Raw genomic sequence first — 15,484 nt, forward strand, 5'->3', positions numbered from 1 at the left:
TTTCAGAATCGATACAAACGCCTGATTCTCCAGCAAAAAGCGGAGCGTGACGGGCAGCCGCCGAAACCTCGCCACACAAGAGCGGCGGTAGATTGCCGCTACCGAGCAAAGCGACATGGCACACCGCCAAAAAAACTTCGCTCACCCTGAGCAACCCGCCTGATGAGGGTGATAATCTTGCCGAAACTCCACACAACGAGAATCAGCATGCACTTTCGAGCGCAACTTCTCGGCCTCATCGCAATACCGCTGATGACCAGCGCCCTCTTCGCCCAGGCCGCTCCCGCCCACTATTACAAATGGCAGGGCGCAAGCAGGATTGTCTGCGCCCAGACCAGTCCAGGGCCGGGATGGAAACGACTGAATGGCTGGTTTATCAAATCCGATTGCTCGGTCTGAGCAGACTTCACCACAGCCATACCGATCGAATCACTTTGTGGGAGGCAGCTTGCTGGCGACTTCAGCGTACAAACGCAGAATATCTGCCGGTCACAGACCCTTTCGCCAGCAAGCTGCCTCCCACACGTTTTGCTTATGCCTTAACTGATAGGCATTACTTCATCACAGCGGATTTCAAGCTTCCAGAAACAAGAAAGCCCCTGCAAAGGGGCTTTCTTCAACGCTTCATCAAACCCGGTTATCAGGTCATCTGAATAGTGGTCTGCATGATGGTGCTTTCAGTCGAAATGGTTTTCGCATTCGCCTGATAGTTGCTTTGCGCCTTGATCAGGTTGACCAGTTCCACCGTCAGATCGACGTTGGACTCTTCAAGCGCCTGGCCAGTGATGTAACCCAGAGTTCCTGATTGCGGCACCCCGGTAAGCGGGATACCCGAGGAAAAGGTTTCACGCCAGTTGGTGCCGCCAGCCGGGGCCAAGCCCTGCACGTTGGCAAACGAAGTGAGCGAAACCTGACCAATCACTCGGGACTGGTTGTTCGTATAGCTAGCAAACAGATTACCGCTGGCATCCACATTCAGACCACTGACCTGGCCGGCAGCGTAACCATTCTGAGCACCACTTGAACGCCCCGAAACAGTTGCCGTCTGAGTAGCACCGGTCATATCAAGTTGAATACCGCCTGTCACACCGGATGCACCATTGGCTACCCAGGTAGCCGAAATACCTGTTCCCGTTTGCACACCCGGGACCCAGTTATTGATCTGGAAGGTGCCATCGGTATTGACAGCAATGTTAGTGCTACTCGAAGGAACACTCGGAGTTGCCGCCGTATTAATGACAAGATTTCCGGAGGAATCGAAGGTCAGGTTATTACGCTCAGCCACCGCCGTTGTTGGGTCACTGATACTACGACCATCCATCAGCGAATACATGGCCCATGTATTGGTGCCTGTCTTGGCAAAGTAACTTTCCAGCTTGTGCTCATTACCCTGAGAGTCGTAGACAGACGTACTGTAGGTAAAGTTATAACTATTGGTGTTGCTTGCATCAAAAGGCGTGATAGTCGGAACAGTTGCTGTCGAGTTGAGGCTCGCAACGTTAGTGATGATACTGGTCGCCTTGGCTGGCTGATTTGAGGTATCAACCCTCAGATCCCCCAACACACCAACGGTGACAACACCATTGTCGTCAACGTTATAGCCCTGCAGATTCATGCCGGAACTGTTGACCACATAACCATCTTTGTCGGTATGGAACGCACCTGCACGCGTATAAAGGCTGTCGCCGTTATTGCTCAGCATGAAGAAGCCGCTGCCATTGATCGCCAGGTCCAGGCTGTTGCCAGTGCCCGTGGTCAGGCCACCCTGAGAAAACTGCTGGGAAACAGCCGCCGTGGTAACACCGGTACCAATATTGGTGCCGCCTGACGTGGCACGAATCGACTGAGCATACTGGTCAGCAAATTCGATACGCGATTGTTTGAAGCCTGTTGTCGCCACGTTGGCAATGTTGTTGCCGGTAACGTCGAGACTTTTGTTTGCTGCATAGAGCCCACTAAGGCCGATATTGAATGACATGTACCACTCCTACGCCGTCTAGTCGGCTCTATATTCCGATTGATTGCACTTTGGACAGAGCGATCGAACTGCCGCCAGCCAGATTTAGTGTCATTTCCCCGCCACTCACAGCGGTTGTCACGCTGTTGACTGTTGCTGGCAGGTAAGTACTCAAGGCCGTGTTTGTGCCATTGACAGTGCCCGAGGCAACAAACCTGTAGGTTCCTGACGGTAAGGCGACGCCTTCGCTATTGAGACCATCCCAGGTGAAACTTGCATTACCTGCGCCCTTCGCCCCCAGATCAATCGTATCAACCTGGTTATTGCTGGAGTCGTACACCTTGACCGTCGTCGCCGACGTCGATGCAGGCACTACAACAGAGCCGGACAAACCTTTGCTGGTATCGACCTGAGTAGTGCCTGTTTCAACAATCACCGAACGACCCACCAGCGAAGAAGCCTGCAGGGCCTGAGAGGACTTGTAGCTGGTCGCAATCGAGTCAACGGTCGAGGTCAGATTCTGCATGCTTTCCAGACTGCTGAACTGCGCCAACTGCGCAACGAATTGCGTATTGTCCTGCGGATCCAGCGGGTTCTGGTTTTTCATCTGGGTGACGAGCAACTGCAGGAACGCATCCTTGCCCAGCGCCTCACTCGAATTGGTCGCAGTGGCTTTGGGGTTCTGCAGCGAGTTTATAAAACTCGTCGATACATCGTTTTCAACGGCCATAACGTTCGCCCTTTATTACTGACCGAGGGTCAGAACTTTCTGCATCATGGATTTTGCGGTGTTCATGATTTCGGCGTTCGTCTGGAACGAACGGCTGGCGGAAATCATGTCAGCCATTTCTTCCACGACGTTGACGTTGGGGTAGTAGACGTACCCGTTCTTGTCAGCGGAGGGATGATTAGGCTCGAAACGCGCTTCAAGGTTGGAGCTGTCTTCGATGATGCCGTTGACCTGAACGCCCTGACCGGCATCGCTCTGATCCTGAAACAGCGAACCACCGTTGGACTGCTGACCCTGCAATACGGTTGCGAACACCGGGTGACGGGCACGGTAGGTCTGATCCATGCTCGATGACACGGTCTCGGCGTTGGCGATGTTACTGGCCGTGGTGTTCAGACGCGTGGTCTGGGCACTCATGGCGCTACCGGCAATGTTGAACACATTGGCTAGTGACATGGATTATTCTCCGCGCAGGGCTGAGATCAGCCCTTTGAATTTGCTGTTGAGCAGGGTGAAACTGGCCTGGAAACCCATGGCGTTATCGGTGTAGCTGGCCTGCTCGACCTGCGAATCGACGGTGTTCTGGTCCAGCGAAGGCTGAGACGGGGTGCGGTACATCAACGTACCATCGCCATTGCCCATGCCTTCAGCTTCGATATGACGGTTATTGGTCATGTTCAGCGCAAAACGACCGTTCTGAGCCTTCTCGTTTTCGGCGGCCAGCACCGAGGAAAAGTCCAGATCACGGGCCTTGAAATTCGGGGTATCGGCGTTGGAAATGTTGTTGGCCAACACCTCTGCACGCTGAGCCCGGAAGTTGAGGGCCTTTTCGTGTATGCCTAATGCTTTATCGAAGCTGATGCTCATTTCGGGAAACCTTTGCCGGTTGACCTGATTCTCGTATCACTGAGAAAGCAATCAGCGTGCCAAATCCATAAAGCCAGTGTTTGCGGGGTCTGTAGCGACATGCAGGTCGGCAATGCCAGAAAAGCGGCAAGGCATTTCCGCTACGAAGGGTTAAAGCGGCAAGGGATGTGCCGTTTTTTTGCCATGTCCGCGGCAGGACAGGTTTGCCGCAGATGGCAGAATCACCGAGCCTGTCACCGGGCGGTGGCAGGCAACTCGACATAACCGGGTTTCAGGCCGGAAACCTCGACCCCCTGAGGCATCGCACGACCGGCAGTGACCATGACCCGCTGCGGCGCATCGGCCATGTCTTTGCGATAGACAATGAAAGTTCGGCCTTCGGCATCCTGGCGCAACACCTCAGGCGGCACCGCGAAGCCGTTGTCAGCCCGATAAGTGACGATCGCCAGCCGGGCACTCATGCCAAGGCGGACCTTCACCTGTTGGGCCGGCGTCAGGGAAGCGATGCTGATGACCACTTCGTACGTCGTACCGCCGCCGAAATCGGGGGCCACGCCCTGCGCAGCAATCGAAGACAGGGTTCCCTGCAGGGTAATACCCTCGAAGCCATCACCCGTGACCTGCACAGGCATGCCATCGGCCAGTTGATGCAGATCCACCTCTTCGACACGGGCAACCGCCCGGATCTGCTCCAGACTCGCCAGCTCGAAAAGCGGCGTACCCTGAGGCATGCGCATCCCTTGCTGGATCAAGGGCGCAACGCCTCCTTCCGGCCTCTGTGGGCGCAATACAATCCCGGCAAACGGCGCCTCGATTTCCCGGTGGGCATGCAGAGCCTGCAAGGCCTGATAACGCGACTGGGCATTGGCCAGCTCCATATCGGCTATCTGGCGATTTTCACCCTTGCCCTTCTCCATGACGGCATTCAATTCGGACTGCGAGGCTGTCATGTCAAGTCGCTGGACCCTGGCCTGCTGCTCGAGTGAATCCACATCCATGCGCGCGACAATACCCCGCTCGAACAAGCGGCGCGTATCCGCCAGTTTTCGCTCGGTATCGCTCAGTCCGTACTGAGCACTTGTGAGCGCTCGACGCGCACGTGCCACCTCTTCGCCCTGCGCCCAGTTTTCCATATCCTTTACTGTGCGCTGAAGCTTCAACTGGGCAGCCAGCGCCTCACGCAACTGGATATCCAGTTGTGCGGTATCCAGCGTCAGCAAGTGCTGACCACGCTCGACCCGCTGCCCCTCGACGACAGCGACCTGCTGCACGACACCTTCAAACGGAGCTGCCATCGTTGATCGGCTGGCTGCCTCGATTCGCCCCACCAGCCCCAACTGACTCTCCAGCAATTGCGGCTGCACGGCTATCCAGCGAACGTCTGGCGATGCCGATTCGGACTGCGACTGATAGCCATAGACAAGGCCCGCAAGAAGCCCGGCGGCAACAACGCCAGCGACAGCAGCCCGAACACCGACGCGAGAGGTGCGCAATCGCGTCAGATACTTAGTCATTGAGATCAATATCCCAGCTCTCCAGAGTCGTACCCAGCGTCTGATCCAGACTTGTCTGGGCATTGAGGTAAGCAATCAATGCATTGAGGCGAGCATTTTCGGCATTGCGCAGGTCGGCCTCGAAACTCAGGACCTGAAAGTTGCTGGAGCGGCCGGACTGCAATTTCTCCCGCTCGATATTCAGTTTGCGAAGCGACAACTCACGCGCCCTCTGGGAAATCTCATACTGTCGCCAACGGGTCCTCAGGTCGCGCACACCATCCCCTACATCCTGCGCCAGGGACTGATTCGCCTCAGCCAGGAGCAGCTCCTGATTTTCCACATCGACCCGCGCTCGCACCTCGGCTTGCCGCCGACTCAAATCACCAATCGGGATATCGATCTGAACACCGGCATAGCCCTCCCAGGTACGGTTTGTGCTGGGGCCGAAATCATTCTGGGAACGATCACGCACCTGAGTGGCACCGCCGATCAATGACACATCCCATAACCGCTCGTTACGGGCGACAAGAAGATTGATTTCCGCCTGCTTGCCGGCAATCAAGCGAGTGAGATAGGCAGGCTGCCGCTCCCTCGCAGTGAGCAAAGCCTGCTGCGCACTGACCTCGATACGACGCGCATCAAGCACCTCGACCGCACGCAATCGCGTGCCCAGGTCCAGGGCCAGGAGACGCAACAGTTCAAGGCGACTGGCATCCAGCTGGTTGGCTGCCTCCTCTATCGCCAGTTCCTGAGTGGCGACGTCAGCTTCAGTCTGAACAATGTCGAACTCTGCCATTTGCCCCGCTGAAATCATCGCCCTGTTTGCGTCAAGCAACTGACGTGAACGCTCAAGCGCATCACGCGCAATGCGTACCTGCTCCTGGGCACGCAACAATTCACGATACCCCGTAATGATCCGGTTGATGGTGTCCGAAACCGTAGACTTCAGAGCCAGACGGTTGACCTTCTCCGAGAGAACCGCCAACCGCACGGGAGCTGTGGCCACCTCTTTTCCGGCACCTCGCAACAAAGGCTGAATGACCGTGAGGGTTGCGCCATCGTTACGAGTGCGGCCTGCCGTGTCGGCCATGGTCAGTTGATTCGACCAGGCAAGGGAAAGCTGGGTCCCGTACTCACCCAGCATTGTGGTCTGGGGAATGACTTCAGCCTGACGATAGTGATCGCTCTGATTGCGCGTCGCCAGATAACGGCTGCTGAGTACCAGCTTGGGCGTAAAGAGGTCCTGGGCAACACGCAAATCGAACTTCTGGGCAATGCGATCAAGATAGGCACTGCGAATGGAGCGGTTGTCCCGCAACCCCAGAAATACCGCATCGGCCAGGGTCAGCTCGATCGTCTGCTCACTCAGGGAGACTGCCCGACCCGGCATGCTCGGACCGCCCGGCACAAGCGGCGCCGCCACGGCAGACTCAAGGCCACCAAGAACCAGGCAGCACACCAACAGATTCCGACAAAGATCAATCATCGCGCAACGCCTGTACCGGTTCCAGGCGAGCCGCCATCAAGGCCGGGTTCAATCCGAAGAAAAGCCCCACCAGCAGCGAACTGACAATACCCAGCGGGAGCGAAGGCAACGACAAGGTGAAGCCCCAGCCCGACACTACCGAAAACAGCCAGGCAGCCAGCAGCCCCAGACACGCGCCTATCGTCGCTCCTGCAATGGACAACACAGCCGCCTCCAGCAGAAAGAGTCGCCCGATATCCACAGGACGCGCGCCCAGCGCCATGCGAACACCAATCTCACGGCGTCGCTCGGACACATTCATGACCATCACATTCATGACCCCGACACCGCCTACCAACAGGGAAATACCGCCCAGGCCCGCCAGCAGATAGGAAAAGGTCCGGGACTGTTGCGCCAGACCATCAATCAATTGCTGGGGAATCTGTACCTGGACATCGCGCCCCGGCGCCAGCGTTTGTAGATAGCTACTCAAGGCGTTTCCATCCTGCTCCAGGGTTTCGCCGCCTCCGCCCCTGGCAATGACATTGGTGATTTCCGGCTTTGAACTGATGCGCCGCATGCCTTCGATGGGGACAAAAACAGCGTCATCCACGGAAACGGGAATAAGCGGGTTCTGCCCATGCCCGGACAGGATCCCGACCACCTCAAAAAGATAACCGTCGATCTGTATGCGTCTCCCCGCCACATCCCGAAGACTCTCGATGCCCAGCTCCCGGGCCACTTGCGCACCCAGCACGGCATAGGTGCTGCGACTGTCGTAACTGGAAAGGAACCGGCCCCGGGCAACACGCAATCCAAGCACTGCCGCCAGATCACTGGAAGTACCCGCGATATTCGTATTGTGCGTGCGCCCATCAAAACTCACTCTGGTCGAAAGCATCATGACAGGCGCGACATGAAGAACTCCTGGAACCGCCTCCATGACCGCCGGGATATCGAGCGTTGCCGGGGCCGGACGCATCTTCATTCCCGGCACTGCCGCAAAACTGACCACCAGCATGTCGCTGCCAAGCCCCTTGAACGCGCTGATGGCCTCGTTGGCCGCGTTCTGGCCAATGTTCAACAAGGCGACCACCGAAGCGCATCCCACCGCAATGCCCAGCAAGGCCAGCAACGATCGGCGCCCCAGGAGACGCAAACTGTTCAGAGGCTCCAGGAATATCTGCCCTGTCGACGGGCCGTAATGGGCGAACCGCTCTTCAGACATGAGCAATACCGACTGGCGCCACCCGCTCTTCGAGACAACCATCACGCACATGCAGGCAACGCTGCATGTGCCGGGCCAGGGCGTTGTCGTGAGTGACCACAATCAAGGTCACGCCTTGCTCCCGGTTCAGGGAAAGCAGCAGAGAAAGAATCTCGGCAGCCGTAGCGCTGTCGAGGTTGCCGGTCGGTTCATCGGCAAGAATCAGGGCTGGCTGCCCTACAAGAGCACGGGCAATGGCAACTCTCTGCCGCTGCCCGCCGGAAAGTTCGGCAGGACGATGATGAGCCCTGTCGGCCAGCCCCACGCGCTCGATTTCTCGCTGAGCGGCCACTCGCGCAGCGTGGCGGGAATAGCCGCGATACAGCAACGGCAAGGCGACGTTATCCAGAGCATTCAGACGCGGCAGGAGGTTGAAACTCTGGAAGACAAAACCGATGAGCTGATTACGGACCTTCGCACGCAACGGTGCAGAAGCGTCGCCCATGTCCAGCCCATCCAGAAACAGGCCGCCCGCTGTCGGACGATCAAGCAGGCCGAGGATATTGAGCAGCGTACTCTTGCCTGAGCCGGAGCTGCCGACAATGGCACAGCTCTGGCCGCGCTCGATGGTCAGCGATACATCGTGCAGAACCGAATGAGATACCGCGCCTGCCTGATAGGAATGGCAGATACGATCCAGTTGAATCAGGTTTGTGCAAGGTAGCGGCGTGGCGCTTGTGCATTGTTCCTGAGTGACGTGCCCTTCCATTGCGTACAGCCTTCTCCATGACCTCGTATTCGCCCGCCCTTATATCACCTCGACAAAGGGTGTTGGAGCGTTTTTTTGCCTGACGAGAAAAATTCATACTGTCATTCAACGGATGGCACTTGAAAAACTTCAGGGCCTATTCGACACACACTGAAAAACAATACAAAAAATTACAGCGCATGCAGAAACGCTGTGCAGCCAACAACAAGAACCGCAGGAAATACGTCGCCTGCACACTAACACTGAGAAAATCAATTCGAAAAAACAAAAACCTGCCCTCCCCCTAAAAACACATTTAGTCATTCACTATAAGAGCACCGAGAACACATCAACACCGCTTAAAATTCTTTTTTCTCCTTACTCTATTGCCGCAATAAAAATGAGGCGGTATAAAGCCAGCGCAGCCTGCCTGGACAGGCAAGCGCTTCGCAACGAATGCGAACTCATGAATTAGAAGGAATCTTGAAAATGAAAAGAAAAGGTATTCTTGGGTGTGCAGCAGCACTGGTATTGGCTACCGTTGGCAGCAATGCCTTTGCAGTAGGAGCCGCTTATTCTCAAGAGGCAGTAGTTAACACAACGTACTCTTCAAACATTTGGAACACTACAAACTTTCGTATTGTAGGCTCCCCTCCTGCCACTGGCAAAATAAACATTGTCAGGTGGAACTACAAAATCGGCGCAATACCTGCCAATGCAACCTTTACAGCCTATCTATGCCAAGGGGATACCAACTCTTGCTACAATGTAACCAATCTCAAAAGCGGATCAACGACTTTCTTCAACAACAGATCCCCAGACAAACCATTTTTCATATATCACCGAATTTATAGCGCAAGCTCATTCGGCCCGGTATCTGGCGGCTTGGCACAAGTCATTGTTAGCTGGGAAAACTAATAACGACTAAAAGCTTGCCGAATCATTGAAATTCAACATCAGTGATTCAGCAAGCTCACGCCCGGCTTCTTATCAGGGCCCATTAAAAATTTCGACCCAACAAAAAAGAGACCCGAAGGTCTCTTTCATGCTCATACCTACAACCACCATCACTTGGCCTTGTAGATAATCCCAGGACTGCACTGAACCATCTGATAATGATCCGGCAAGCCGTTAAGCGCTTCGGAAGCACCCAGGAACAGGTAGCCACCCGGCTTGAGCGTGCCGTGGATGCGCAGCAGGATGTCTTTCTTCACTTCGGCCGAGAAGTAGATCAACACGTTGCGGCAAAACACGATGTCGAACTTGCCCAGGCTTGCGTAGCTGTCGAGCAGGTTGAACGAGCGGAACTCGACACGGCTCTTGATCGGAGCCTTCACCACCCAGCGACCCGGACTTTTCACGTCGAAGTAGCGCTGCAGACGATCCGGCGACAGGCCGCGGCCGATTGCCAGGCTGTCGTACTCGCCCGTCTTGCAGTTGGTGAGCATCAAGCCGGACAGGTCGGTTGCAACGATCTGTGCACCCGCCTTGAGCTGGCCCGGATTGCTGCGCTCGAACTCGTCGATGGACATCGACAGCGAATACGGTTCCTGGCCGGATGAACAGGCGGCCGACCAGATGCGCAAACGCTGACCGGGGCTGGCCTTGATCTGCTCGGGCAGCACCTTGTTCTTCAGCACCTCAAAGGGATAGGTATCACGAAACCACAGGGTTTCGTTGGTTGTCATCGCATCGACCACCTGCTCACGCAAACCACTGCGAGGCTGGGACTGGATACGCTGTACCAGTTCGCCCAACGATTTGAGCCCCTGCTGCTCCATCAGCTTGTTGAGACGGCTGGAGACCAGGTACTGCTTGTTTTCCCCCAGCAAGATGCCACAGGCTTTTTCCAGAAAGACCCGGAACTGTTCAAAATCCAAATTACCTGTAGACAAGGTGCCGCCTCTCAAAATCATGTGAACCACCAAGGGCGACGCCCCTAGCTATTATCTGCCGCCTTGATCCGCGCCACGACCCTGGCCGCCAGGTCATCAGGTCGAAATTTCGCGAGAAAATCGTCAGCACCCACTTTCTTTACCATCGCCTGATTGAATACCCCGGAAAGCGAAGTATGCAAGGTGATGTGTAACTTCTGCATTCGTGGATCATTGCGTATGGCTGTTGTAAGGGTATAGCCATCCATCTCCGGCATTTCAATGTCGGAGATCATCATCAGAAACTCTTCTTCAGGTTTCTTGCCCTCTTCAACCATTGCCTTCAGGTAATCCAGCGCCTGACGACCGTCGTTCAAGGCAACCACCTCGACACCGACCGTTTCCAGGCAGCGACTCACCTGCTTGCGTGCAACCGACGAGTCATCGACCGTCAGCACCCGCAACGAAACGGCCTTGCTGTGAGTCTCTTCGTCGATAACGCCGTGGGAAACACCCTCGGTAATCGGCGCCACCTCGGCGAGAATCTTCTCGACGTCGATGATTTCCACCAACTGATTGTCGACACGAGTCACGGCCGTCAGATAGTGGTCGCGCCCGGTGCCCTTGGGTGGCGGATGAATCTCTTCCCAGTTCATGTTCACGATGCGTTCGACCGAATGCACCAGAAAACCCTGAACCTTGGTGTTGTACTCAGTAATGATGACGAAGGAATTAACCAGCGAAATCATTCCGGTCGAGCCCGTCGCCATTGCCAGATCCATGATCGGGATCGTGCCACCGCGAATGTTGGCCACACCACGCACAATCCGGCTGGACTTGGGCATGACAGTCAGTTTCGGGCATTGCAGTACTTCTTTAACCTTGAATACGTTGATCCCATAGAGCTGCTTGCCGTCAAGACGGAACAACAGCAGCTCAAGGCGATTCTGACCGACCAGCTGAGTTCGCTGGTTCACCGAATCCATTACACCCGCCATGCCCGACCCCCTTAACAAAAGCCACCGTTCGCCACGCACCAGATTTGGCAAGCGGCACGAGCCTTGCTTTTTATACGCCATGAACACAAAGACGACAATTTTTCGACACCTGAAACTGGAAACCCGCAGACTGCTCTGCGTGATCGCTCTCCTGTGCCTTTCAAGCACTGCAAACTACGGCCGCGCCGAGAATTTCACACTGCCTGAACAGCTTATCGGCGTCACACAGGGGTTTCTTGAGTTCACAGTAGAAGACTATTTAGCGAGCAACCAGATTGAAGGCCGTTTTGAAATTCAGGTGAGGCAGTTGGACCCCAGAATGCGCATGGGCTCCTGTGACAAGGATTTGACAGCAAAACTGGAAAGCGCCAAGCCATTGGGCAGAGTGAGCGTACGTGTACGCTGTGAAGGCTCATCCCCATGGACTGTGTTTGTGCCGGCGGAAGTGAAGCTGTTTCGCAATGTGGTGGTGTCGGTACGTCCCCTGAAACGCGACAGTATTGTGTCGCAGGACGATGTCATGTTGAGGGAAAGGGACATCGGCAGCCTGGGCCTGGGTTTCCTCTCTTCACTGGATCAGGCAGTCGGGCAAAAGGTAATCCGACCAACGGTCATCGACCAGGTCATGTCACCAGTATTTCTGGAACAGCCACAGATGGTTCGCAAGGGCGACCAGGTGGTCATTACCGCCCGCAGCGGCTCGCTGGCGGTGCGTATGCCCGGCGAGGCGCTGTCCGATGGCGGTTTCAACGAGCAGATACGGGTGAAAAACCTGAATTCCAATCGCGTCATCAAGGCCAATATTATCGGCCCCGGGCAGGTGGAAGTCGCAATGTAGATCGATTGAGGCTGGCGTCGAACGCGCGTTTTTCCTAGACTGCGGTGCATATTCCCGCGGTGGAAAGCCCGTTCCATATGCTTTTCACACAAAGCCTAAAGTTTTTTTGGGTTGGGCCGAAAACAAGGCAAGCGTCCAAACACCCAAGAGGTTTTTTCAATCATGGTCATCGATTTCAGTCGCCTTGGAAATTCACAGTCTGCCGGTAGCGTTTCGCGCACCGGGACTACAAAGGAAAGCGGTAAAACCGGCGCACCCGAATCTGCAGCAACGGCTGCAAACGTCAAAGGCACCGGAGAATCCGTTCATTTGAGCAGTGAGGCTCAGCAGTTGCAGAAGATCACTGATAAGTTGGGCGACCTGCCAACCGTCAACAGCGCTCGCGTCGCCGAGTTGAAGCAGGCGATTGCAGACGGCACCTACACAGTGGACAGCAACCGCGTAGCCAGCAAACTGCTCAACTTCGAAACCCAACGCTAAGCCCTGTGCTTGCGGTGGATAATCTGGACGCTTGAAAACCAGAGCATGCGATGCAAGATACTACTTTGCTTCAGATGATCACCGACGGCATGGTTCCAACCCGGCAACTGCTTGAGTTGCTGCATGCCGAGTCACTGGTTCTGCACGGTCGCGACATGGGCGAGATGGAACATATCCTGGCGCAGAAACAGGCGCTGGTGATTCTCCTCGAGCAACATGGCCGCAGGCGCAGCCAGTTACTTGCCGGCCTTGGGCTACCTGCGAACCGCAAAGGTCTCCAGGAGCTGGCCAGCCATTCGGATGTGGGCGAACAGCTTATCGCCGCGAGCGATGAACTGAGCGCATTGATCGCTGAGTGCCAGGCTATCAACGAGCAAAATGGTAGTCTTATCCAGTTGCAGCAGGTGACAACCGCTCACCAGCTCCGCATCTTGAAGGGTGCCGATACCCCGACGCTGTATGACAGCCGTGGATCGACCGCAGGAAGAGCAAGGCCACGTCCTCTCAGTCAGGCGTAACTTCCTGTTTCAAGGTTTAGTGCGTAGTGGCAGAATGCCTGTTGTTGCGTTGCCGTAGTATTTTGCCTGGAGAAGTTAAAACGTGAATGGCTCAAGCGCGGATGATGCTCCGCAGCCCCCGAAGGTCCTCAATACACCTTTGGAAATTGCCGCCAACCTGCGGTTACTACATGAACATAATGATCCACTGATCATTACCTTTCATGAGCGCGCCCAACGCTTCCAGAGCTACCTGATCGAGGTTGATCGTGACAGTAACGTCATGGCCCTCGATGAAATGATTCCACGCGACGGTGAACGATTCCTGGCCAATGGCGAATCGTTCAGGGTCGAAGGCTTCCACGACGGTGTGCGCATCGCCTGGGAAAACTCGGAGCAGATGACCATCGTCGACGTGGATGGCCAGCGCCTCTACCGCGGCCCCCTGCCCACCGAAGTGATCTACCACCAGCGTCGCAACGCCTTCCGTGCAGCCCTCAAGCTCGCACAACTGGTCGACATTGAAATCGGTGGCGACAGACTCAAATCCCCTCTGGTCGGCAAACTCCTAGATATCTCGGCAACCGGCTGCAAGCTGCGCTTCGAGGGCGATGTGTCCGAGCGCATGCAACTGGGCCAAGTGTACGAACGCTTCATCGCCAAGCTGCCTTTCGGCGCGATGACCGCACCGGTGGAACTGCGCTACCTGCACTTTGAAGAAAGATTCCACACCACCTTCGCAGGCGTACGCTTCCACAACATGAGCGGCCTGGTACAGCGCCAGGTGGAGCGCTTCGTTTATCAACTGCAACGCGAAGCACGTCGGTTCGATAAAGACGACGATTTTTGATAGAGGTGGCTGAAAGCTGCAAGTTTCAAGCTACAAGCTTTTGACTTGCGGCTTCTGGCTTGCAGTTCCGCCCTCCCATCAAGGCCGATTGATTTCCTCGTCTTCAAGCCTCACCGACGATTCAGCACTGGCTTTCGGCTCTGACTCCGGCTCCGGCTCAACCGTGGCCTGCATCTGCTCCTGAACCACCTGCTCGTCGACACGCGGGTCAAGCGCGACCACCAGTGGCGAACTGGACATGCTGTCCGGCATTGCCACGTGATGCAACGGCGCGTCATCCACCTGATGCTGATGGGTAACCGCTTTAGGACGTGTCAGCAGCGCCAGCACCAGTGATATGAAACACACAAACGCATAAAGCATGTTGCTGCCGAACTGTTTCATCAGGGCGCCAGCTACCAGCGGGCCGATACTGGCGCCAATCCCGAAAGTCATCAGCAGCATTGCTGTCAGCGATACCCGCCGCTCACCTTCAACGTGGTCATTGGCAAAGGCCACCGCCAGTGGATACAGGCTGAACTGCACCAGAGAAGCGACGAAACCCACTATAAACAGCATTTCCAGCGGCATGCTCGGCAAAACGGCAAGCGGCAAGGAGGCCAGCACCAGAACACCTGCAAAAGCGCGCATCAGGTGCGCCCGGTCATAACGATCGGACAACAGGCCCAGCGGCCATTGCACCAGCAGGCCGGCAAGAATGCAGAAGCCCATGAACATGCCCACATGCTCGGTCGACAGACCTTGCTGGGCGGCATACAGCGGCGCCAGACCATAGAAGGCACCGACGATAAGCCCGGACGCCAGCACGGTGGTCAACGACTGCGGCACGCGGCTGATGAAAAAGCGCGGTTCCAGCGGAGCAGGACGCAACGGCGCCGGGTGAATGCTGCGGGTCATGGCCACCGGCACCAGACAGAGGGCAAAACACATGGCGATCAGCATCAGCAGCTCAGGCCCGAGCCCTGGGTGAACCACCAGAATCAGTTGTCCCAAGACAAGCCCCAGGTACGACGCAATCATGTAGCCGCTGAAGACCATGCCTCGCTGGCGTGCCGCCGCCTGCTCGTTGAGCCAGCTTTCGACCACCATGTACTGACACATCATCCCCAACCCGACGATCATGCGCAGGAACAGCCAGGCCGGCAGCCAGTTGATCAACCCAAGCCCCAGCACCGCAGCGCCCACGATCCCGGCGCAGGTCGCATAGGCACGGATGTGCCCTACCCGGCCGATCAGGCGATGACCCACCTTGCCACCCAGCACCAACCCGAAATAGTTGGCGGCCATCATCGCACCGATCCACAGACCGTCGACCTCATCGGCCGCCAGCCGCAAGGCCAGGTAGGTGCTTAAAAGACCCGAGCCGATCAACATCATCAGCGAAGCGAAATACAGACCCCGAAAAGACTTCCAGATTTGACGCATGGACATTCCAAAAATAAAGAGTCGCCCGTACAGGCGACGCCAAAACAACGGT

The 15,484-nt window shown here is 56.0% G+C and carries 16 protein-coding genes and 1 pseudogene; 6 read left to right on the forward strand and 11 right to left on the reverse strand.

Annotated features, from left to right (window positions below):
- Window positions 1-207: 207 nt before the first annotated feature.
- Window positions 208-399: a hypothetical protein gene (locus KGD89_RS26035; protein ID WP_025260916.1), complete on the forward strand. Its 192-nt coding sequence runs from the start codon at window positions 208-210 to the stop codon at window positions 397-399.
- A 241-nt stretch (window positions 400-640) separates the two neighbouring features.
- Here KGD89_RS26035 and flgE read toward each other — a convergent pair whose 3' ends face one another.
- The 8 genes and pseudogenes from flgE to KGD89_RS16750 form a co-directional block, all read right to left on the reverse strand.
- Complete coding sequence (flgE, locus tag KGD89_RS16715; RefSeq protein WP_025260917.1) at window positions 641-1,978, reverse strand: flagellar hook protein FlgE; 1,338 nt, start codon at window positions 1,976-1,978, stop codon at window positions 641-643.
- Between the two features lie 28 nt (window positions 1,979-2,006).
- A complete protein-coding gene (locus tag KGD89_RS16720) occupies window positions 2,007-2,687 on the reverse strand; it encodes a flagellar hook assembly protein FlgD (protein ID WP_025260918.1) in 681 nt (226 codons plus the stop codon).
- A 15-nt stretch (window positions 2,688-2,702) separates the two neighbouring features.
- Window positions 2,703-3,143: a flagellar basal body rod protein FlgC gene (gene flgC, locus KGD89_RS16725; protein WP_025260919.1), complete on the reverse strand. Its 441-nt coding sequence runs from the start codon at window positions 3,141-3,143 to the stop codon at window positions 2,703-2,705.
- A gap of 3 nt (window positions 3,144-3,146) precedes the next feature.
- The gene (flgB, locus tag KGD89_RS16730; protein ID WP_025260920.1) at window positions 3,147-3,554 is read right to left on the reverse strand and encodes a flagellar basal body rod protein FlgB; all 408 of its coding nucleotides are present in this window, start codon (window positions 3,552-3,554) and stop codon (window positions 3,147-3,149) included.
- A 233-nt stretch (window positions 3,555-3,787) separates the two neighbouring features.
- Complete coding sequence (locus KGD89_RS16735) at window positions 3,788-5,068, reverse strand: efflux RND transporter periplasmic adaptor subunit (protein ID WP_025260921.1); 1,281 nt, start codon at window positions 5,066-5,068, stop codon at window positions 3,788-3,790.
- Window positions 5,061-6,536: a TolC family protein gene (locus tag KGD89_RS16740; protein ID WP_025260922.1), complete on the reverse strand. Its 1,476-nt coding sequence runs from the start codon at window positions 6,534-6,536 to the stop codon at window positions 5,061-5,063. The genes KGD89_RS16735 and KGD89_RS16740 overlap by 8 nt, the downstream gene beginning before the upstream one ends.
- Complete coding sequence (locus tag KGD89_RS16745) at window positions 6,529-7,743, reverse strand: ABC transporter permease (RefSeq protein ID WP_025260923.1); 1,215 nt, start codon at window positions 7,741-7,743, stop codon at window positions 6,529-6,531. Before KGD89_RS16745 ends, KGD89_RS16740 begins: the two co-directional genes overlap by 8 nt.
- Window positions 7,744-7,911: 168 nt before the next feature.
- Window positions 7,912-8,491: pseudogene (locus KGD89_RS16750) on the reverse strand (ABC transporter ATP-binding protein); the annotation flags it as partial.
- 468 nt (window positions 8,492-8,959) lie between these two features.
- Here KGD89_RS16750 and KGD89_RS16755 point away from each other — a divergent pair.
- Window positions 8,960-9,388 (forward strand): flagellar protein FlhE, encoded by a 429-nt coding sequence (locus KGD89_RS16755; RefSeq protein WP_074568969.1) that lies wholly within the window; start codon window positions 8,960-8,962, stop codon window positions 9,386-9,388.
- 149 nt (window positions 9,389-9,537) lie between these two features.
- Here the strand turns inward: KGD89_RS16755 and cheR are convergent, their stop codons facing one another.
- Window positions 9,538-10,365: a protein-glutamate O-methyltransferase CheR gene (cheR, locus tag KGD89_RS16760; RefSeq protein WP_025260925.1), complete on the reverse strand. Its 828-nt coding sequence runs from the start codon at window positions 10,363-10,365 to the stop codon at window positions 9,538-9,540.
- A 44-nt stretch (window positions 10,366-10,409) separates the two neighbouring features.
- The gene (locus tag KGD89_RS16765) at window positions 10,410-11,342 is read right to left on the reverse strand and encodes a chemotaxis protein CheV (protein WP_025260926.1); all 933 of its coding nucleotides are present in this window, start codon (window positions 11,340-11,342) and stop codon (window positions 10,410-10,412) included.
- Window positions 11,343-11,421: 79 nt separating this feature from the next.
- Here KGD89_RS16765 and flgA point away from each other — a divergent pair, with 79 nt between their 5' ends.
- The 4 genes from flgA (at window position 11,422) to KGD89_RS16785 (ending at window position 14,007) form a co-directional block, all read left to right on the forward strand.
- Window positions 11,422-12,180 carry a flagellar basal body P-ring formation chaperone FlgA gene (gene flgA, locus KGD89_RS16770; RefSeq protein WP_025260927.1) on the forward strand — a complete coding sequence of 253 codons (759 nt, stop codon included), beginning with the start codon at window positions 11,422-11,424 and terminating at the stop codon, window positions 12,178-12,180.
- A 162-nt stretch (window positions 12,181-12,342) separates the two neighbouring features.
- Window positions 12,343-12,660, forward strand: a complete 318-nt coding sequence (gene flgM, locus KGD89_RS16775; protein ID WP_025260928.1) for a flagellar biosynthesis anti-sigma factor FlgM — start codon at window positions 12,343-12,345, stop codon at window positions 12,658-12,660.
- 50 nt (window positions 12,661-12,710) lie between these two features.
- Window positions 12,711-13,178, forward strand: coding sequence for a flagella synthesis protein FlgN (locus KGD89_RS16780; protein ID WP_025260929.1), 468 nt, complete (start codon window positions 12,711-12,713; stop codon window positions 13,176-13,178).
- Between the two features lie 82 nt (window positions 13,179-13,260).
- The gene (locus tag KGD89_RS16785) at window positions 13,261-14,007 is read left to right on the forward strand and encodes a flagellar brake protein (protein WP_025260930.1); all 747 of its coding nucleotides are present in this window, start codon (window positions 13,261-13,263) and stop codon (window positions 14,005-14,007) included.
- Window positions 14,008-14,085: 78 nt separating this feature from the next.
- On the opposite strand, the gene KGD89_RS16790 is transcribed toward KGD89_RS16785, so the two are convergent.
- On the reverse strand, window positions 14,086-15,432 hold the full coding sequence (locus KGD89_RS16790; RefSeq protein WP_025260931.1) for an MFS transporter: 1,347 nt from the start codon (window positions 15,430-15,432) through the stop codon (window positions 14,086-14,088).
- Window positions 15,433-15,484: the final 52 nt, after the last annotated feature.

It is taken from the genome of Pseudomonas cichorii, assembly GCF_018343775.1.
GTDB classification, from domain to species: Bacteria; Pseudomonadota; Gammaproteobacteria; order Pseudomonadales; family Pseudomonadaceae; genus Aquipseudomonas; species Aquipseudomonas cichorii.

Bases quoted from the DNA above. Each gene is read 5' to 3' on its own strand.
- KGD89_RS26035 (WP_025260916.1), top strand. From the start codon at position 208: ATGCACTTTCGAGCGCAACTTCTCGGCCTCATCGCAATACCGCTGATG.
- flgE (WP_025260917.1), bottom strand. From the start codon at position 1,978: ATGTCATTCAATATCGGCCTTAGTGGGCTCTATGCAGCAAACAAAAGT.
- KGD89_RS16720 (WP_025260918.1), bottom strand. From the start codon at position 2,687: ATGGCCGTTGAAAACGATGTATCGACGAGTTTTATAAACTCGCTGCAG.
- flgC (WP_025260919.1), bottom strand. From the start codon at position 3,143: ATGTCACTAGCCAATGTGTTCAACATTGCCGGTAGCGCCATGAGTGCC.
- flgB (WP_025260920.1), bottom strand. From the start codon at position 3,554: ATGAGCATCAGCTTCGATAAAGCATTAGGCATACACGAAAAGGCCCTC.
- KGD89_RS16735 (WP_025260921.1), bottom strand. From the start codon at position 5,068: ATGACTAAGTATCTGACGCGATTGCGCACCTCTCGCGTCGGTGTTCGG.
- KGD89_RS16740 (WP_025260922.1), bottom strand. From the start codon at position 6,536: ATGATTGATCTTTGTCGGAATCTGTTGGTGTGCTGCCTGGTTCTTGGT.
- KGD89_RS16745 (WP_025260923.1), bottom strand. From the start codon at position 7,743: ATGTCTGAAGAGCGGTTCGCCCATTACGGCCCGTCGACAGGGCAGATA.
- KGD89_RS16755 (WP_074568969.1), top strand. From the start codon at position 8,960: ATGAAAAGAAAAGGTATTCTTGGGTGTGCAGCAGCACTGGTATTGGCT.
- KGD89_RS16765 (WP_025260926.1), bottom strand. From the start codon at position 11,342: ATGGCGGGTGTAATGGATTCGGTGAACCAGCGAACTCAGCTGGTCGGT.
- flgA (WP_025260927.1), top strand. From the start codon at position 11,422: ATGAACACAAAGACGACAATTTTTCGACACCTGAAACTGGAAACCCGC.
- flgM (WP_025260928.1), top strand. From the start codon at position 12,343: ATGGTCATCGATTTCAGTCGCCTTGGAAATTCACAGTCTGCCGGTAGC.
- KGD89_RS16780 (WP_025260929.1), top strand. From the start codon at position 12,711: ATGCAAGATACTACTTTGCTTCAGATGATCACCGACGGCATGGTTCCA.
- KGD89_RS16790 (WP_025260931.1), bottom strand. From the start codon at position 15,432: ATGCGTCAAATCTGGAAGTCTTTTCGGGGTCTGTATTTCGCTTCGCTG.